Below are 17720 nucleotides of genomic sequence, written 5' to 3'. Positions count from 1 at the left end.
GGGCCGCAAGCGGCGAGTTCGGCGGCCGTGCGCGGGTCGGGATCGTGGGCGATCCACTCCTCGGGCGTCATCGCCCTAGAACCGGGGCAGCTGGGCGAGGATCAGGGCCAGCAGCGCCCCCATTCGGGCTGCCGCCGCGGCTCCGGCGGCCAGCACCTCGGCGTGGCTCAGCGGTTCGCCGCTGATCCCCGCGGCCAGGTTGGTCACCAGCGACACCCCGAGCACCTCGGCGCCGGCGGCCCGCGCGGCGATGGCCTCGTGCACCGTGGACATGCCGACCAGGTCGGCGCCCAGCGTGCGCAGCATCCGGATCTCGGCGGGCGTCTCGTAGTGCGGGCCGGGCAGCCCGGCGTAGACGCCTTCGGTCAGGGTCGGGTCGGCCTGGCGGGCGAGTTCGCGCAGCCGCGGCGAGTAGGCGTCGGTGAGGTCGACGAACTGCGGGCCGACCAGCGGCGAACGGGCGGTCAGGTTCAGATGGTCGCTGATCAGCACGGGTTCACCGACGGTCATGTCCTGGCGCAGCCCGCCCGCCGCGTTGGTGAGCACGACGGCGCGCACCCCGGCCGCGCAGGCCGCCCGCACCGAGTGCACGACGTGACACAGGTCGTGGCCCTCGTAGGCGTGGATGCGCCCGACCAGCACCAGCACCCGGTGGGCACCGATGCGCATCGACAACAGCTCGCCGGTGTGCCCGACCGCGGTGGGCGGCCGGAAACCGGGCACCTCGGCCTGGGGCAGCACGGCGGTGGGTGTACCCAGCGCGGCGACGGCCGGTGGCCAGCCGGATCCGAGCACGATGGCGACGTCGTGCTCGGCGATTCCGGTGCGTTCGGCGATGACCTCGGCCGCCCGGGCCGCGAGCTCGCCTGGGTCGGACGGGGTTTGGGTCACAGCGGGAGCCTAGCCCGGCGATCGAGCCCAGCGGTGGGGACCTGTCGCCGGTATATGCCAGGATCTGCCGTATGACTCTTCGTAGGTGGCCGGTGGTTGGCCCGGTCATGGGAGTGGCGGTCGCCGTTGTGCTGTCGGTGGTTTCGATCACACTGGGCCCGGCGCCGTCGGCCAGGGCGGACTGCCCGGACGTGCAACTCATCTTCATCCGGGGCACCGCCGAGCCGCCCGGCCTGGGGGCGGTCGGCGACGCGCTGTTCGCCGCGCTGCAACCCGCGCTGGGGTCGCGCAACGTCGATTCCTACGCGGTGAACTATCCGGCTAGCTACAACTTCCTGACCACCGCGGACGGCGCCAACGACGCGCGCGACCACATCGCGCAGATGGTCGACCAGTGCCCGTCGACGCGGTTGGTGCTTGGCGGCTTCTCGCAGGGCGCCGCCGCGGTGTCGATGCTCGCGGGGGTGCCGCCGGTCGGCCAGCGGATCGGCAACTTCGGATCGGCGCCCGCGCTGGATCCCGCGCTCGCCGGCAAGATCCGGGCCGTCGCGGTGTTCGGTAACCCCGGCAACCGCTTCAACACGCCGCTGTCGTCGACGGGTGCCTTCGCCGGCCGCGCCATCGACCTGTGCAGCGACGGCGACCCGGTCTGCGTCGTCGGCGGTCGCGACCGGGATGCCCACCACGCCTACGAGGACCCGCCGTATCCCGGTCAGGCGGCCGGGTTCATCGCCGGGCTGGTGTAGCTTTGCGGCCCTCCGGACCGCCGACCGGTGAGTGACATACTGCGAGAGTGCCCACAACCCCGTTAGACAGTGTTGAGGCTGTGGTGCGGCGACGTGGTGACGACCTGGTCGAGTTGTCCCATGCCATCCACGCCGAGCCGGAGCTGGCCTTCGCCGAGCACCGCAGCTGCGCCAAGGCGCAGGCGCTGGTCGCCGAGCGCGGCTTCGAGATCACCAAGGCCGCCGGCGGGCTGGACACCGCCTTTCGCGCCGACTTCGGCAGCGGGCCGTTGACCATCGGCGTCTGCGCCGAATACGACGCGCTGCCCGAGATCGGTCACGCCTGCGGCCACAACATCATCGCGGCGTCGGCGGTGGGCACGGCGCTGGCGCTGGCCGAGGTGGCCGACGAGCTGGGGCTGCGGGTGTCGCTGCTGGGAACGCCGGCCGAGGAGGCCGGCGGCGGCAAGGCGCTGCTGCTGAAGGCCGGGGTGTTCGACGACATCGCCGCGGCCGTCATGCTGCACCCGGGGCCGGTCGACATCGCGGCGGCCCGCTCGCTGGCCCTGTCCGAGGTGACCGTGGACTACCGCGGCAAGGAATCGCACGCCGCCGTGGCGCCGCAGCTGGGCGTCAACGCCGTCGACGCGGTGACCGTCGCGCAGGTGGCCATCGGTCTGCTGCGCCAGCAATTGGCGCCGGGGCAGCTGGTGCACGGCATCGTCACCAACGGCGGGCAGGCCGTCAACGTCATCCCCGGCCGCGCGGCGGTTCAGTACGCGATGCGCGCGGTGGAATCCGATTCGCTGCGCGAGCTGGAGGGCCGGGTGTACGCCTGCTTCGCCGCGGGCGCGTTGGCCACCGGTTGCGAATACGAGATCGACAACCCCGCACCCGCCTACGACGAGCTGCGGCCCGACGAATGGCTGGCCGACGCCTTCCGCGCGGAGATGTGCCGGCTGGGCCGCGAGCCGGTCGCCCGCGAGTACGAGTCCGCGTTGCCCATGGGCAGTACCGACATGGGCAACGTGACGCAGGTGCTGCCGGGGATCCACCCGATCGTCGGGGTCGACGCCGGCGGCGCGATGGTGCACCAGCGCGCCTTCGCCGACGCCGCCGCCGGCCCCAGCGCCGACCGCGCGGTCGTCGAGGGCGCGATCATGTTGGCGCGCACGGTGGTTCAGCTGGCCCAGACGCCCGCCCAGCGCGACCGGGTGATGGACGCGCGGGAGCGCCGGCAGTCCGGGGCGCGATCATGAGCCTGGTCGACGCCGCCGATACGTGGCTGGCGGCCCACCACCAAGACCTGGTCGACTGGCGCCGGCACATTCACCGTTACCCCGAGCTGGGCCGCCAGGAATACGCCACCACCCAGTTCGTCGCCGAGCGGCTGGCCGAGGCCGGGCTCAACCCGAAGGTGCTGCCCGGCGGAACGGGGCTGGTGTGTGACATCGGGCCCGAGCACGAGCCCCGGATCGCGTTGCGGGCCGACATGGACGCCCTGCCGATGGCCGAGCGCACCGACGTCCCCTACGCGTCCACCATGCCCAACGTGGCGCACGCCTGCGGTCACGACGCGCACACCGCGATCCTGCTGGGCACCGCCCTGGTGCTGGCGTCGGTGCCCGAGCTGCCGGTGGGGGTGCGGCTGATCTTCCAGGCCGCCGAGGAACTGATGCCCGGCGGGGCGATCGACGCCATCGCTGCCGGCGCCATCACCGGGGTCTCGCGGATCTTCGCCCTGCACTGCGACCCCCGGCTGGAGGTCGGCAAGGTCGCGGTCCGGCACGGCCCCATCACCTCGGCGGCCGACCAGATCGAGATCACGCTGTATTCGCCCGGCGGGCACACCTCGCGCCCGCACCTGACGGCCGACCTGGTCTACGGGCTCGGCACGCTGATCACCGGGCTGCCCGGGGTCTTGTCGCGGCGCATCGACCCGCGCAACGGCACCGTGCTGGTGTGGGGCGCGGTCAACGCCGGGGTGGCCGCCAACGCCATCCCGCAGAGCGGCGTGCTGGCGGGCACCGTGCGCACCGCGAGCCGGCAGACCTGGGTGGGCCTGGAGGGGATCATCCGCGAGACGGTGTCCGGGCTGCTGGCGCCGCTGGCCATCGAACACACGCTGCTATACCGGCGCGGCGTGCCGCCGGTGGTCAACGAGGACCTCTCGGCGCGCATCCTCACCCACGCGATCGAAGCGATCGGCCCCGACTCGCTGGCCGACACCCGTCAGTCCGGGGGTGGCGAGGACTTCTCCTGGTACCTCGAGGAGATCCCCGGTGCGATGGCGCGGCTCGGCGTGTGGCCGGGGGTGGGGCCGCAGCTCGACCTGCACCAGCCGACGTTCAACCTCGACGAACGGGCCCTGCCGATCGGGGTGCGCGTGATGACCAACATCGTCGAGCAGTCCGCCGCGTTGGGGCTGGCTTAGGCGCCTACGACGGGCGGGTGCCCGTGGCGCGGACGACGTGCTCGGCGATCCGCGCGTACGTCCGCCGCGTGACGTCGGCCGCCCCGCTCATGATGTTGTAGCCGTGGTCGACGCCGGCCACCTCGTGGTACTCCGCCAACGCCCCGACGGCCCGTAGTTTCTCCGCGTACCTGCGGGCCTCGTCGCGCAGCCGGTCGTGCTCGGCGGTCACCACCAGCGCGGGCGCTATGCCGGCGAGGTCGTCGGCGTTGCCGTCCCAGGCGGGCGAGGCCAGCCGGTCGCGCCGGTGCGCCGGATCGGGGATGTAGGCGGTGTCGAAGACTTCGCTCATCCACGGCTTCATGATCGCCCGGTTGCCGATCGCCGACGGCTTGTCGCGGCTGGGCGTGACCAGGTCCAGCGGCGCGTAGTGCAGCACCTGCAGCGCGATGTCGGGACTACCGTTCTCCAGCGCCAGGCGGGCCGCCGCGGCGCTCAGGTTGCCGCCCGCGCTTTGGCCGCCGACGCACAGCCGGGTGCCGTCCCAGTCGCGGTCGGGGCCGGCCGCCCAGCACACGACGTCATAGATCTGTTGCACCGCGGTGGGGATGCGGTGCCGCGGCGCCAGCGCGTAGTCGGGGTTGACCACCAGCACGCCCGCGTTGGCGGCCAGGTAGCGGCACCACGGATCGTCCTGCTCGGGGTGCCCGATCACGAAGCCACCCCCGTGCACGTTGACGTAGACGGGCGGGTTCGTCGCCGCGGGCGGGTGGTAGACGGTCGCGGACACGGGGCCGTCGCGGGTGGGGATCGCGACCTCGGAGGTTCGGGCGGCGAACTCTGGGAAGCGCACGGCGGCCTTCGGGGCCGGGTTGAGCGCGGCCGCGAACGCGCGCGCCACCGCGTCGGCGATCAGCGGTACGGACAGGATTGACAGCCGAAATTCCTTTGCATTCGGGACGCCTCGATCAGGCGCTGGTCCCGGGACCGATGTTTCGGGCCGGGCGGGTGCGCAGCCAGTGCACGTAATCGCTTGGCGCTCCGGCGATTTCGGCCGCGTCGGCCACCACTCCCAGATACCGGGCCGACGGCATGCCGCCTTCCCAGGCGTCCAGGACGTACAGCCAGGCCAGCACCGGGTCGGTGTCGGTGTCCGACGAGATCCGCTCCACCCGGCAACGGATCTTCTTGTGCACACCGAACTCCGAGCCCTCCCAGCGGTCCAGGTTCTTCTCGTCCGCCGGCGTCATATCGTAGAGGACGACGAACACCTTCGACCCCGGGTCCTCGACGACGCTGGCCAGCGCGCCCTCCCAGCCGATGTCCTCGCCACCGAAGGTCAATCTCCACCCGTGCAACCAGCCGGTTCCGGCCATCGGCGAGTGGGGCGCGCGTTTCTGCATCTGCTCGGGATCCATGTTCGACCCGTACGCGGCGTAGAGCGGCACGGGGAAAGCTTAGACGTCCGGCGCCGGCCGGTCTTCCCCCGAGCATTCGCGGGGTCCCCGCCGCTTCGTTAGGTTGGGGGCTGTGGTGACCCGCATCGTGATCCTCGGTGGCGGCCCGGCCGGTTACGAGGCCGCGCTGGTGGCCGCCACCTCTCACCCGGACACGACCCGCGTCACGGTGATCGACTCCGACGGCATCGGCGGCGCGGCGGTGCTCGCCGACTGCGTGCCGTCCAAGACGTTCATCGCCTCGACCTGGCTGCGCACGGAGTTGCGCCGGGCGCCGCGGCTGGGGTTCGAGATCGACATCGACGACGCCAAGATCTCGCTGCCGCAGATCCATGCCCGGGTCAGGCGACTCGCCTCCGAGCAGTCGGCCGACATCACCGAGCAGCTGCGCGGGATGGGCGTGCACGTGGTGGCCGGCCGCGGCGAGCTGATCGACCCCACCCCGGGCCTGGCCTGCCACCGCGTCAAAGCCACCGCCCCCGATGGCGCCACCAGCGAGTACGAGGCCGACGTCGTGCTGATCGCCACCGGCGCCAGCCCGCGGGTGCTGCCGTCGGCGCCGCCGGACGGCGAGCGGATCCTGACCTGGCGTCAGCTCTACGACCTCGAGGCGCTGCCCGAGCACCTGATCGTGGTCGGGTCCGGGGTCACCGGCGCCGAATTCGTGCACGCCTACACCGAATTGGGCGTGCCGGTGACCGTGGTCGCCAGCCGTGACCGGGTGCTGCCCTACGAGGACGCCGACGCCGCCCTGGTCCTGGAGGAGGCATTCTCCGAGCGCGGCGTCGAGCTGGTCAAAAACGCCCGCGCGCAATCGGTCACCCGCACCGAGAACGGCGTGCTGGTCACCCTGGCGGACGGGCGCACGGTCGAGGGCAGCCACGCGCTGATGACCATCGGGTCGGTCCCCAACACCGCCGGCCTGGGGCTGGACCGGGTCGGCATCGAGCTGGGCCGCGGCGGTTACCTGACCGTGGACCGGGTGTCGCGGACCTCGGTGGCCGGCATCTACGCCGCCGGGGACTGCACCGGGCTGCTGCCGCTGGCCTCGGTCGCGGCCATGCAGGGCCGGATCGCGATGTATCACGCGCTGGGCGAGGGCGTCAGCCCGATCCGGTTGCGGACGGTGGCCGCAACGGTGTTCACCAGGCCCGAGATCGCCGCCGTCGGGGTGCCGCAGACCTTGATCGACGACGGTTCGGTGCCGGCCCGCACGGTCATGTTGCCGTTGCGCACCAACGCGCGCGCCAAGATGTCGGGCCTGCGACAGGGTTTCGTCAAACTCTTCTGTCGCCAGGCGACCGGCGTGGTGATCGGTGGTGTGGTGGTGGCACCGATCGCCTCCGAGCTGATCCTGCCGATCGCCGTCGCGGTGACCAACCGCATCACCGTCAACGAGCTGGCGCAGACGCTGGCGGTCTACCCCTCGTTGTCCGGCTCGATCACCGAGGCCGCGCGGCGGCTGATGGCGCACGACGATCTGGACTAGCCTTGGTCCGACACCGTCCTACTGGCGAGTAACCGACAAGAGTTTCCCGGTGAGGAGTCCGCTGCCTTGAGCAACCCGATACAGGCGCCCGACAGCGCGCAGACCTGGGCGGCTTCCACGTTGGGGCCTCAGCAGCGGGCGCTGGCGTGGGAGCGACTCGGCGCCGAGCAGTTCGACGTCGTCGTCATCGGTGGCGGCGTGGTGGGTTCCGGCTGTGCGTTGGACGCCGCCACCCGCGGGCTCAAGGTGGCGTTGGTCGAGGCGCGCGATTTCGCGTCGGGCACCTCCAGCCGCTCGTCGAAGATGTTCCACGGCGGGTTGCGCTATCTCGAACAGCTGGAGTTCGGGCTGGTGCGCGAGGCGCTCTACGAGCGCGAGCTGTCGCTGACCACCCTGGCGCCGCATCTGGTCAAGCCGATGCCGTTCCTGTTTCCGCTGACCAATCGCGTGTGGGAGCGGCCCTACGTCGCCGCGGGCATCTTTCTCTACGACCGGATGGGCGGCGCGAAATCCGTTCCGGCGCAAAGACATCTGACCCGGGCCGGCGCGTTGCGGTTGAGCCCGGGCCTCAAGCGCGGCGCGTTGATCGGCGGAATCCGCTACTACGACACCGTCGTCGACGACGCCCGGCACACCATGACCGTCGCGCGCACCGCCGCCCACTACGGCGCGGTGGTGCGGACCTCCACCCAGGTGGTCGCGATGCTGCGCGAGGGCGACCGGGTGACCGGCGTGCGGGTCCGCGACTCCGAGGACGGCGCCGTCACGGAAGTCCGCGGCCACGTGGTCGTCAACGCCACTGGGGTGTGGACCGACGAGATTCAGGCGTTGTCCAAGCAGCGCGGGCGATTTCAGGTGCGCGCCTCCAAGGGCGTGCACGTGGTGGTGCCGCGCGACCGCATCGTCAGCGACGTCGCCATCATCCTGCGCACCGAGAAATCAGTGATGTTCGTGATTCCGTGGGGCACCCACTGGATCATCGGCACCACCGACACCGACTGGAACCTGGACCTGGCCCACCCCGCAGCCACCAAAGCCGACATCGACTACATCCTGCAGACGGTCAACACCGTGCTGGCCATCCCGCTCACCCACGCCGACATCGACGGCGTGTACGCGGGGCTGCGGCCGCTGCTGGCCGGGGAGAGCGAGGAGACCTCCAAGCTGTCCCGCGAGCACGCCGTGGCGGTGCCCGCGCCGGGATTGGTGGCCATCGCCGGCGGCAAGTACACCACCTATCGGGTGATGGCCGCCGACGCGATCGACGCCGCGGCCCAGTTCGTCCCGGCCCGCGTGGCACCGTCCATCACCGAGAAGGTCAGCCTGCTGGGCGCCGACGGTTACTTCGCCCTGGTGAACCAGGCCGAACACGTTGCGGCGCTGCAAGGTTTGCATCCGTACCGGGTGCGGCATCTGCTGGATCGCTACGGTTCGCTGATCGGCGACGTGCTGGGGCTGGCGGCCGGAAACGCCGACCTGCTCAGCCCGATCAAGGAGGCGCCGGGCTACCTCAAAGTGGAGGCCCTGTACGCCGTCACCGCCGAGGGGGCCCTGCATCTGGAGGACATCCTGGCCCGACGGATGCGCATCTCCATCGAGTACTCGCACCGCGGCGTCGACTGCGCCCGCGAGGTCGCCGACGTGGTCGCCCCGGTGCTCGGCTGGGCGACGCAGGACGTCGAGCGTGAGGTGGCGAACTACTGCGCCCGGGTGGAGGCCGAGATCCTGTCCCAGGCCCAGCCCGACGACGTGTCCGCCGACGAATTGCGGGCCAGCGCGCCCGAGGCGCGCGCCGAGATCCTCGAGCCGGTCCCGCTCAGTTGAGGCCCGCGCCGCTTCCGGTCCGCGATGGCTTGGGCCCCGCGCGGGTGCGGCTGCGGGGCGGGCAGGTGCTGGCCGAACTGACCGCCCGGTTCGGCGCGCGGGCCCGCGCCAAGGTGCTGGCCGGCGAGGTCGTCGGCGCCGACGGCGCGGTGATCGATTGCGCCACAGTGCTTCCCGCCGGTGAGAGCGTCTACCTGTATCGCGAGCTGCCCGACGAGGTGCCCGTCCCGTTCGACGTCCCGGTGCTGCATCGTGACGACGACATCGTGGTCGTCGACAAGCCGCACTTTTTGGCCACGATGCCGCGCGGACGCCACGTCGCGCAGACCGCGCTGGTGCGTCTCCGGCGGCAGCTCGGGCTGCCCGAGCTGAGCCCGGCGCACCGGCTGGACCGGCTGACCGCAGGGGTGCTGCTGTTCACCGCGCGTCGCGAGGTGCGCGGCGCCTACCAGACGCTGTTCTCCCGCGGCCTGGTGGGCAAGACCTATCTGGCCCGGGCCGCCGTTGATCCCGAGCTGGAGCTGCCTTGCGTGGTGAAGAACCGAATCATCAAGCGCCGCGGGCTTTTACAGGCGGTCTGCGAGCCGGGTGCGCCCAACGCGGAGACGCGCGTGGAGCTGGCATCGCAGGATGGGCTGTACCGGCTGACCCCGCGCACCGGACGCACCCATCAGCTGCGCCTGCACATGGCCGCGCTGGGCATCCCGATCGACGGGGATCCGTTGTATCCCGACGTGGTCGATGTCGCGGTCGACGACTTCAGCACGCCGCTGCGGCTGCTGGCGCAGCGCATCGAGTTCGTCGATCCGCTCACCGGTGTGCCGCGGGAGTTCGTCAGCCGTCGCACGGAGCCCTAGAAGGCCCCGCCCCACGCCGGCACAGACGATCCGCCGCCCTTCTAGCGGCATGGCCGGGCGCGGGACCGGGTAGCCCGCGGCTATGGACATCACCGTCACGTATGTCGGCAACGCCACCACCCTCATCTCGGCGGGTGGGCTGACGCTGCTGACCGATCCCAACTTTCTGCATCGGGGGCAACGCGCCTACCTCGGCCACGGTCTGGTGTCCAAGCGGCTCAAGGAGCCGGCGTTGCGCATCGACGAGCTCCCGCCGATCGACGCGATCGTGCTGTCACACATGCACGGCGATCACTGGGACAGGGTGTCGCAGCGGGGCCTGGACCACGGTTTGCCCGTCGTCACCACCCCGCACGCCGCCCAACGACTGCACAGGCGCGGGTTCGCCCAGGCGCGCGGCCTGCGGACGTGGCAGCAGCACACCATGACCAAAGGCGGCACCACGCTGACCCTCACGTCGCTGCCCGGGCGTCACGCGCCGGGATGGAGCCAGCGCCTACTCCCGCCGGTGATGGGCACCATGGTGGAGTTCGGGGAAGGCCCTGCAGCGCCCCGCCGCCGGCTCTACATCTCCGGGGACACCCTGCTGATCGAGGAGCTCAAGGAGATCCCCGCCCGGTTCGACCCGATCGACGCGGGCATGCTGCACCTCGGCGGCACCCGGCTGCCGGCCGGCGGGCGGCTGCCGTTCGGGCTGACCGTGACGATGGACGGCCGCCAGGGCGCCGAGCTGGTCGCGATGCTGGCCCTGCCGAAGGCCATCCCGGTGCACTTCGACGATTACAGCGTGTTCGCGTCGCCGCTGGCCGACTTCACCCGCGAGATGCAGCACCGCGGCTTGGGGGACCGGATCGTCGTTGTGAACCGCGGCGCCTCGGTGACCGTGTAAGACGGCGGCCGTTTTCGAGTGGTGCCCCTGGCCAGCAAATGTCAAATCGCTCTCAGCTTTGGGTATAGGGTGTCCTAACACCGGGCAGTCGAACTGGGAGGTACCGACCGCAGGTGACGGGCTTCGACGTGCAGAGTTTCAGGGTTCTTCGCGGCCTGGTCAACGCAAATTTGCTGAGGCGTTCTCAGCGTGGGCATTGTGAGACGTGATGGATCTGTTTGCACCCCCCGAGGTCACCTCGACGCTCATCCACACCGGGCCGGGCGCGGGCTCGCTGATCGAGGCCGCCGGCGCGTGGCAACGTGTGGCGGTCGAGCTGGAGAATTCGGTATCCACCTATGCCTCGACGCTGTCGTCGCTGATCGAGTCCTGGGACGGGCCGTCGGCGACGGCGATGCTGCAGTCCGTCCAGCCCTACCTGCTCTGGCTGCGCGAGACCGCCCAGCAATCCGCGCAGATGGCCACCTCGGCCGAGGCCGCCGCGTCGGCGTTCACCGCCGCCCGCGCGTCGATCGTCCCTCCGGCGGTGGTCACCGCCAATCGGACGCGACTGGCGCAGCTGTTGGCCACCAACCGGTTCGGCACCAACACGGCCGCCATCGCCGAGACCGAGAACGAATACCAGACCATGTGGGCGAACAATTCGGCGGCGATGAGCCGCTACCAGGCGTCGTCCTCGCAGGCGACCACGCAGCTGTCCAAGTTCAGCTCGCCCCTTCCCGACACCACCCCCGACGGCACCGCCAACCAAGAGGCGGCGGTGGGCCAAGCCCAGCTATTGGACGCCGGCAACGTGAGCCAAAGTCTGTTGGGGACGGACTCGTCGCTGGCCGGCATCTTCGGCAGCGACGGCGACCCGAACGGCGGGTGGTTCGGCTACTGGAGCACCTGGGGCAACCAGTTCATCTCGTCCGGCTTCCCCATCAACATGCTCAGCTACCTGGCGCAGAACTCGTCGGCCAGCGCGCTGCAGAGCGTGGGCGGCGACATCGGCACCGGCCTGTCCGAGGGCCTGGGCGCGGCAACCGCGAGCCTGTCCAGCGCTGTCAAGGACGTCGGCGCGGGAATGGCGCCGACGGGCGCGATGGGCGTCGGGGTGTCGCTGGGCAAGTTGACCGCGCCCCCCGCCGTGGTGGGGCTGTTGCCAGGGACCCAGACCGGGGTGCAGCTCGCATCCGCGGCCTCACCGCTGTCCGCGGCGGAATCCGGGTTCCCGCTGATGCCGATGATGGTGCCGCCGACGACGGCCTCGGCGGGCACCGGCTGGCGAAAACGCAAACAGCAGAAGTACGAGGACGTTGCCCTCGGCCAGGAGGTCAAAGGCAAAGTGATGCCTCGAAACCCATCGGCGGGATGACCCTGACGTTGGCGCCCCGCGACTGCGGACGCCGTAAACCGCCACCAGGCAGGTCAACGGCGACCAGCAGCAGGACGCCACGGTGTCCCGCCGTCACTCACTCTGCGATTACCGGACGGGCCGGCGCAGCGCGTCCGCCCCAAACACGTTCTTCCCCAAGGTAAAGGTTCATGGATTTCGGGATACTGCCGCCGGAGGTCACTTCGGCGCTGATCCACTCTGGACCCGGTGCTTGGTCATGGATCGAAGCCGCCGCCGTCTGGCAGGAGCTCAGCGCCGAGCTCGAGCAATCCGCCAGCAGCTACACCGCGGAGTTGTCGGAGCTGATGACGACGTGGCACGGCCCGTCCGCCCAGGCGATGGCCCAAGCGCTCGAACCCTACCTCGACTGGTTGCGCGTCACCGCCCAGCAGTGCCAGCAGGTCGCCACCTCGGTGCAGGTGATGACCACGGCGTTCGAGTTGACGCACTGGACGGTGGTGCATCCCTCGCTGGTCGCCGCCAACCGGGCGCGGCTGGCAATGTTGTTGGCCACCAACTTCTTCGGGATCAACTACCCGGCCATCGCCGAAACCGAGGCCGAATATCAGGCCATGTGGGTGAACAACTCGGCAGCGATGATCCGCTACGCCGCCACCTCGGCGAGCGCCGTGCAGCCGCCGACCTTCACACCGCCGCCGCCGGTCACCAACCCGGCGGGCGTGGCGATCCAAACCACGCTGGTGCCCGCCACGACGACGACCGACTCCGGGATCATGACGGCCGCCGATATGTCCGTGGCCGGCGAAGACCTCGCGGCCTCCAGCGCCTTCGGCCTGGATCCGGACTCGGGCTGGTTCAGGTACTTCAGCGTGTGGGGATGGCAGTTCATCGCCGGCGGATTCCCGGTCAACCTGCTCGCCTACATCGCCCAGGTCAACGCCGCCCAGGCGCTGCAGGGCGGCGTCGCCGCCGACTTCTTCGGCGGCCTGTCCGAGGCAACGGCCGACCTGTCGGCGGCCGACGCGAGCCTGGTCAGTGCCGTCGGATCGTCGATGGCGCCGCGCGCGACGCTGGGCATCGGCATCTCGCTCGGCAACCTGACCATGCCGCCCGCGACGGTGGGCATGTTGGGGTCTTCGGCGCCGGTGCAACTGGTGTCGGCGGCCTCCCCGCTGCCGACCGGGCCGGGCCAGACGCCCATGCTTCCGATGGCCCCCGTACGCCCGGCCCGCGGCGCGGCGAGCGGCCGGCGGCGCAAGGGACGCGACTACGACGATATCGAGTACGGGGCCGAGCTTCCGGGCACGGTGATGCACAGGCCGCCGTCGGCCGGATAGCGCCGGCTGCGCGACTCCATCATGCGGTTGCGGACGATGTGCTCCACCAGGATGGGGACGAAGGTCTGCACCGGCGCGTCGATGAATCGTTGCGCCGTCTCGTCGCACCACCGCCTGATCTGAGCGGTGCGCCGTTCGTCGCCGAGCCCCTCGTGACGGGCCAGCTTCTCGGCCACGTCCGCCACCGACCGGCCCACCGAGGCCGGGACGGCCGGCGAGACCGAGACAGCGGCGGGCGCGCGCACCGCGTCGAGTTCCCGACGGGCGGCGTCCTCCTCGGTGTCGGGCCGGATGACATGCAGCGTGATGTGGCGGCCGCTGTCACCCATCACGATGACGCTGGCCGGCTCGTCACTGGTGAAGCCCAGCAATTCGATTGCGTGCCCGTCGATTTGCGCCAGCGTCGGCGTGTCATGCCAGCCGTTGCGGTGATACCCCACCATGACGATCCGCCCCAGCCGGTCGGACAGCGAGGCCGCCAGGCCCGGCAGCTCGTCGACCAGGGTCGTCGACCGCGGCCACCAGGCGCCGTCGACGTGCTCGGACACAGCCCGATACGGCTTGAGTTGCAACCGGTTTGATCGCTCCATTGCACAAGATCAGCACGGCCAGTCGGCGACCGCGGCGCGGGTGAGTGGCTGGCGGGTTTACCGATCGTGAACAACGGTTGAGAAGATGTCGGGGTGCAGATCGCTTCGAATGTTTCCGGCCAGGTGTGGCGCGGCGGCAAGGCGCAGGACGGCTTCGAGTTCGACAAGATCTCCGACTACCTCACCGAACCCGACACCCTGGTGTGGGCCGACCTGTGCGAACCGGACCACGACACCCTGTGCGGGCTGGCCGACGAACTCGGGCTGAACCGCTGGGCGGTCGAGGATGCGGTGGCCGCGGCCGAGCGGGTCAAAGTCACCGCCTACGAAAGCCACACGTTCTTCACGGTCTACGCCGTCGACGTCGCAACCGCTTCCGCCGATACCCCCGAGCGGATGCTGTCGATGCAACGCATCTCGGGATTCGTGCTGCCGCAGGGACTGATCACCGTGCGGCTGACGCCCGAGTTCGACATGGCCCAGGTGACCCGCCGGTGGCAGGAGATCGGCGGCCAACGCTACGGCGTCGGCGCATTGGTGCACGGGCTGCTCGACGTGGTGGTCGACAGCCACTTCACGGCGGTCGAAGCCTTGGACGACTGCATCGAGGCCATCGAGGACGAACTGTTCGACGGCAGACCCCGCAAGGGCGTCTTGCAGCGCCGCACGTTCCGGCTGCGCAGGGACCTGGTGAACCTGCGGCGGGTGGCCCTGCCCATGCGCGAAGTCGTCAATGCCCTACAGCACCACCGCATTTCGGACGGATCCGATCGGCAGCTGGACCCGCTGTACGCCGACCTGTACGACCACGTGCTGCGGGTCTCGGAATGGACGGAATCGTTGCGCGACATGGTCACCACCATTTTCGAGACCAATCTGTCGCTACAGGATGCCCGATTGAACACGGTCATGAAGAAGCTGACGGGATGGGCGGCCATCATCGCCGTGCCGACGGCCATCACCGGCTTCTACGGACAGAACGTGCCCTACCCGGGCTTCGGCACCCATGCCGGATTCGCGGCCAGCACCGGCGTGATACTCGTGCTGATGGTGGTGCTCTACGTGATGTTCAAGCGGCGCGATTGGCTGTAGGAAACCAGGGCTACTCCACCACGGGCGGCGCCGAAATGCCTTGGTGCAGGCCCTGATTGATGTTGTCCCGCAGGGCCGGGCTGCCCGGCGGATCCGGATCCTGGCAGGCGCAACTGAGATGGCTGAAGGGGTTGGGGTCGATGGCCGCCGACGCCGTGGCCCACCCGGATGCGCCGAGCGCGATTGCAATGCCCGCCACACCGAGCCAAAGTTTCGGAATCATGTTCGGCCCTGAGCTTCTTCGTTTCGGATACCTGCAATTTTTTCGCGGTTGCATCACGAGCCGGTCAACCGGCGATAAATTTCAGGATCCGGAAGAAGCGGCCGAATCCGCGTACTTGGGGCAGTACGCCTTGATGCTGACCCCCACGAAATAGCCGGCGTGGTAGCTGTCCAGGGTGCTGCTGGACAATACGTTGTTGGCGACCTGTTCCGGTGTCTGGCCCATGTCGAGTTCGTGGCACACGGTGTGCCCGGAGTTGACCGCGGTGTCGGGTGACTCGTAGTTGATGCCCTTAGCTTTCAGCGCGGCCAGAAACGCGTCATCGGCAGACGTGGCGGTCGCGGTCGCGGATGCGGCCAGCACGCCGAGCAGCCCGGCCACCGGCGCGACGCCGATCGCCAGGATCGAGCGCGCCCGGACGGGCTTGCGTATCTGGATGCTCGTCATTTCTGATACTCCCGTGGAACAGAAGTGCCGTCGCTTGCTGAAGGCGGGGCTAGTTCGAATGCTTGCATGTCGCGGTGCCGCCCGCTGCCGGATCGCCGATAATGCGGTGTGTGCCACACAAGGGTTTGCTCCCGCGTCGGATGCGCGTTACCGGCGAGCCCGCGCCGGCGCGCTGCCGGTGATCTGACGACATGACATACGCGCGGTGGCTGTGGCTCGCTGTGGTGGCGATATGCGTGGTCGGCTGCGGCGTGCGGCACGTGTCGGCGGCGAGCGCTCGAGACGTTCCGGGCACCTTTCGATCCGGCGGCATGGACCGAACCTACATGTTGCACGTGCCGGCGGGCGACCCCGTCGGGCTGGTGCTCAGTTTGCACGGCGGCGGGGGTAGCGGGATCTCGCAGCGCGCCCTGACGGGCTTCGACACCGTTGCTGACGCCCACAACCTGCTGGTGGTCTACCCCGACGGTTACGACAAGAGCTGGGCCGATGGGCGCGGCGCCTCGCCCGCCGATCGCCACCACATCAACGATGTGGCGTTCCTGGTCGGGCTGGTGACCAAGGTGCAGCACGACTACGGCGTCGCGCCCGGGCATGTGTTCGTCACCGGGATGTCCAACGGCGGCTTCATGAGCAACCGGCTGGCGTGCGACCGGGCCGACGTCTTCGCAGCGGTCGCCCCGGTGGCCGGCACCCTGGGCGTCGGGGTGGCCTGCAACCCGTCACAGCCGGTGTCGGTCTGGGAGGCCCACGGCACGGCCGACCCGCTGGTGCCCTTCAAGGGTGGGGCGGTGCGCGGGCGCGGCGGGCTGAGCCACTCCATCTCGGCGGACACCATGGTGGACAAGTGGCGTTCGGCCGACGGCTGTGAGGGCGATCCGGCCATGGAGGCGCTGCCCGATGTCCGCGACGGCACCGTCGTGCACCGCTACGAGTCCACCGGGTGCGCGGCCAACACCGAGGTGGTGTTCTACAAGATCGACCGCGGCGGGCACACCTGGCCGGGCGGCAAGCAGTACCTGCCGACGGCCGTCATCGGCCCCACCACCCGCGCGCTGGACGGATCCGAGGCCATCGCCCAGTTCTTCCTTGCACACGCCCGCGACTAGCGGCGATCGCAAGCGCGGCGAAGCCGGGCGCCGGGGGGTCGCCGCCATCGGGACTAGCTTCAGCGCTGACACGACGGGCACCAGTAGGTCACCCGTTCCGTCGCGTCGTCGAACTTGATCGCGGTGCCGCAGCGCCGACAGGGCTGGCCCGATCGCCCGTAGACCCACAGCTGCCGGCCCGCCCGGGTGTCACCGGTGGTGCACCGGTTCCAACGGAATCTGTTGAGCCACAACATTTCCCGGGCGCGCGAGACCAGCCGGCGGGGATCGGCGAGGTCACGCACCGGCGCGGTGGGCAGATGCCCGGTGAGAAAACACAATTCGTTGCTGTACACATTGCCGACCCCGGCCAGCACCCGCTGGTCCAGCAGCGCCTCGGCGATCGGCCGGTCCGGGTCCGCGGTCAGGTTGGCCGCGGCCAGGGCCGGGTCCCAATCTTCGCCCAGCAGGTCGGGGCCCAGGTGCGCGACGGCGTCGCCGTCGCGGTCGCGTTCCAGGACCTCCAGCACCCCCAGGTCGACGCCGACCGCCCGGGCGGTGGCGGTTTCCAGGATGATGCGCGCCCGGTGGTCGACGCGCTGCGCGCGCTTGCCGACCCGCCAGCTGCCGTCCATTTTCAGGTGCGAGTGAATGCTGGCCGGCCCCACCCGGATGAACAGATGCTTGCCGCGGCTGAGCACCTTGTCGACCACCTGCCCGGTGAGATCGACGGTGGCGAACCGCGGCACCCGGATGTCGCAGCGGGTCAGCGTGCCGCCGACCAAATGCTCGCGCAGCACGGCGGCGGTGTGCCAGACGGTGTCACCCTCGGGCATGTCAGCGCAGCCGCATCCCGCGCGGCGTGCGGACGAATCCGGCGTCGGCCAGGGCATCGGCCGGGCCGGCCCCGCCCGCGTTCGGCTGCAGCACCGGCGCCCCGTCGACGCGTTCGACCAGGATCGACGCGACGCGGCGGGAGGCGACCAGGTCGGCCAGCGCGGTGGCCGCGGCGTGCTGTGCGGCCGGGTCGTCGGTGAAGGTGAGCAGCGACCGGCCGCC

At 70.4% G+C, this 17720-nt stretch carries 20 protein-coding genes; 11 read left to right on the top strand and 9 right to left on the bottom strand.

Annotated features, from left to right (window positions below; translation table 11 throughout):
* Positions 1-71 (bottom strand): hypothetical protein (locus DQP58_RS27680; protein WP_430916406.1); only part of this gene is annotated, 71 nt, incomplete at its 3' end.
* Positions 72-75: 4 nt separating this feature from the next.
* Positions 76-891: a purine-nucleoside phosphorylase gene (locus DQP58_RS21175; protein WP_112710166.1), complete on the bottom strand. Its 816-nt coding sequence runs from the start codon at positions 889-891 to the stop codon at positions 76-78.
* Positions 892-1022: 131 nt separating this feature from the next.
* Between DQP58_RS21175 and DQP58_RS21170 the strand changes: the two genes are divergently transcribed.
* Genes DQP58_RS21170 through DQP58_RS21160 form a run of 3 tightly spaced genes read left to right on the top strand, consistent with a single transcriptional unit; the run spans position 1023 to position 4050 of the window.
* Complete coding sequence (locus DQP58_RS21170; protein ID WP_205869501.1) at positions 1023-1637, top strand: cutinase family protein; 615 nt, start codon at positions 1023-1025, stop codon at positions 1635-1637.
* A gap of 47 nt (positions 1638-1684) precedes the next feature.
* Positions 1685-2875 (top strand): M20 family metallopeptidase, encoded by a 1191-nt coding sequence (locus tag DQP58_RS21165; RefSeq protein WP_112710164.1) that lies wholly within the window; start codon positions 1685-1687, stop codon positions 2873-2875.
* The gene (locus tag DQP58_RS21160) at positions 2872-4050 is read left to right on the top strand and encodes an amidohydrolase (protein WP_112710163.1); all 1179 of its coding nucleotides are present in this window, start codon (positions 2872-2874) and stop codon (positions 4048-4050) included. The genes DQP58_RS21165 and DQP58_RS21160 overlap by 4 nt, the downstream gene beginning before the upstream one ends.
* A gap of 4 nt (positions 4051-4054) precedes the next feature.
* Here DQP58_RS21160 and DQP58_RS21155 read toward each other — a convergent pair whose 3' ends face one another.
* Complete coding sequence (locus tag DQP58_RS21155) at positions 4055-4882, bottom strand: alpha/beta hydrolase (protein WP_112710167.1); 828 nt, start codon at positions 4880-4882, stop codon at positions 4055-4057.
* A 115-nt stretch (positions 4883-4997) separates the two neighbouring features.
* Complete coding sequence (locus DQP58_RS21150) at positions 4998-5477, bottom strand: gamma-glutamylcyclotransferase (RefSeq protein ID WP_112710162.1); 480 nt, start codon at positions 5475-5477, stop codon at positions 4998-5000.
* An 82-nt stretch (positions 5478-5559) separates the two neighbouring features.
* Here DQP58_RS21150 and DQP58_RS21145 point away from each other — a divergent pair, with 82 nt between their 5' ends.
* The 6 genes from DQP58_RS21145 to DQP58_RS21120 all read left to right on the top strand — a co-directional run bounded on the left by DQP58_RS21145 (position 5560) and on the right by DQP58_RS21120 (position 13221).
* Entirely contained in the window at positions 5560-6975 is a 1416-nt protein-coding gene (locus tag DQP58_RS21145) for an NAD(P)H-quinone dehydrogenase (protein ID WP_112710161.1), read from the top strand.
* A 66-nt stretch (positions 6976-7041) separates the two neighbouring features.
* Entirely contained in the window at positions 7042-8799 is a 1758-nt protein-coding gene (locus DQP58_RS21140) for a glycerol-3-phosphate dehydrogenase/oxidase (RefSeq protein ID WP_112710160.1), read from the top strand.
* Positions 8796-9656, top strand: a complete 861-nt coding sequence (locus DQP58_RS21135; RefSeq protein WP_112710159.1) for a pseudouridine synthase — start codon at positions 8796-8798, stop codon at positions 9654-9656. The genes DQP58_RS21140 and DQP58_RS21135 overlap by 4 nt, the downstream gene beginning before the upstream one ends.
* A gap of 82 nt (positions 9657-9738) precedes the next feature.
* A complete protein-coding gene (locus tag DQP58_RS21130) occupies positions 9739-10545 on the top strand; it encodes an MBL fold metallo-hydrolase (RefSeq protein WP_112710158.1) in 807 nt (268 codons plus the stop codon).
* Positions 10546-10753: 208 nt separating this feature from the next.
* A complete protein-coding gene (locus tag DQP58_RS21125) occupies positions 10754-11902 on the top strand; it encodes a PPE family protein (protein ID WP_112710157.1) in 1149 nt (382 codons plus the stop codon).
* Between the two features lie 170 nt (positions 11903-12072).
* Positions 12073-13221: a PPE family protein gene (locus DQP58_RS21120; RefSeq protein ID WP_112710156.1), complete on the top strand. Its 1149-nt coding sequence runs from the start codon at positions 12073-12075 to the stop codon at positions 13219-13221.
* Here DQP58_RS21120 and DQP58_RS21115 read toward each other — a convergent pair.
* Positions 13152-13811 (bottom strand): DUF5994 family protein, encoded by a 660-nt coding sequence (locus DQP58_RS21115; protein WP_112710155.1) that lies wholly within the window; start codon positions 13809-13811, stop codon positions 13152-13154. The genes DQP58_RS21120 and DQP58_RS21115 overlap by 70 nt on opposite strands.
* A gap of 93 nt (positions 13812-13904) precedes the next feature.
* Between DQP58_RS21115 and DQP58_RS21110 the strand changes: the two genes are divergently transcribed.
* Positions 13905-14903, top strand: a complete 999-nt coding sequence (locus DQP58_RS21110; protein WP_112710154.1) for a magnesium transporter CorA family protein — start codon at positions 13905-13907, stop codon at positions 14901-14903.
* A 10-nt stretch (positions 14904-14913) separates the two neighbouring features.
* Here the strand turns inward: DQP58_RS21110 and DQP58_RS21105 are convergent, their stop codons facing one another.
* Positions 14914-15102: a hypothetical protein gene (locus DQP58_RS21105; protein ID WP_240630018.1), complete on the bottom strand. Its 189-nt coding sequence runs from the start codon at positions 15100-15102 to the stop codon at positions 14914-14916.
* A gap of 105 nt (positions 15103-15207) precedes the next feature.
* On the bottom strand, positions 15208-15573 hold the full coding sequence (locus DQP58_RS21100; protein WP_112710152.1) for a DUF732 domain-containing protein: 366 nt from the start codon (positions 15571-15573) through the stop codon (positions 15208-15210).
* 191 nt (positions 15574-15764) lie between these two features.
* Here DQP58_RS21100 and DQP58_RS21095 point away from each other — a divergent pair, with 191 nt between their 5' ends.
* A complete protein-coding gene (locus DQP58_RS21095) occupies positions 15765-16682 on the top strand; it encodes an extracellular catalytic domain type 1 short-chain-length polyhydroxyalkanoate depolymerase (protein WP_112710151.1) in 918 nt (305 codons plus the stop codon).
* A 59-nt stretch (positions 16683-16741) separates the two neighbouring features.
* Here the strand turns inward: DQP58_RS21095 and nei2 are convergent, their stop codons facing one another.
* Both nei2 and DQP58_RS26875 read right to left on the bottom strand, forming a co-directional pair.
* Complete coding sequence (gene nei2 / locus DQP58_RS21090; protein ID WP_112710150.1) at positions 16742-17497, bottom strand: endonuclease VIII Nei2; 756 nt, start codon at positions 17495-17497, stop codon at positions 16742-16744.
* A 1-nt stretch (position 17498) separates the two neighbouring features.
* Positions 17499-17720, bottom strand: a 222-nt coding sequence (locus DQP58_RS26875) for a hypothetical protein (RefSeq protein WP_430916400.1), incomplete at its 5' end; no start/stop codon positions are given.

It is taken from the genome of Mycobacterium colombiense (genome assembly GCF_003284975.1).
Lineage (GTDB): Bacteria > Actinomycetota > Actinomycetes > Mycobacteriales > Mycobacteriaceae > Mycobacterium > Mycobacterium europaeum_A.
This window is presented reverse-complemented; position numbering and strand designations above follow the sequence as displayed.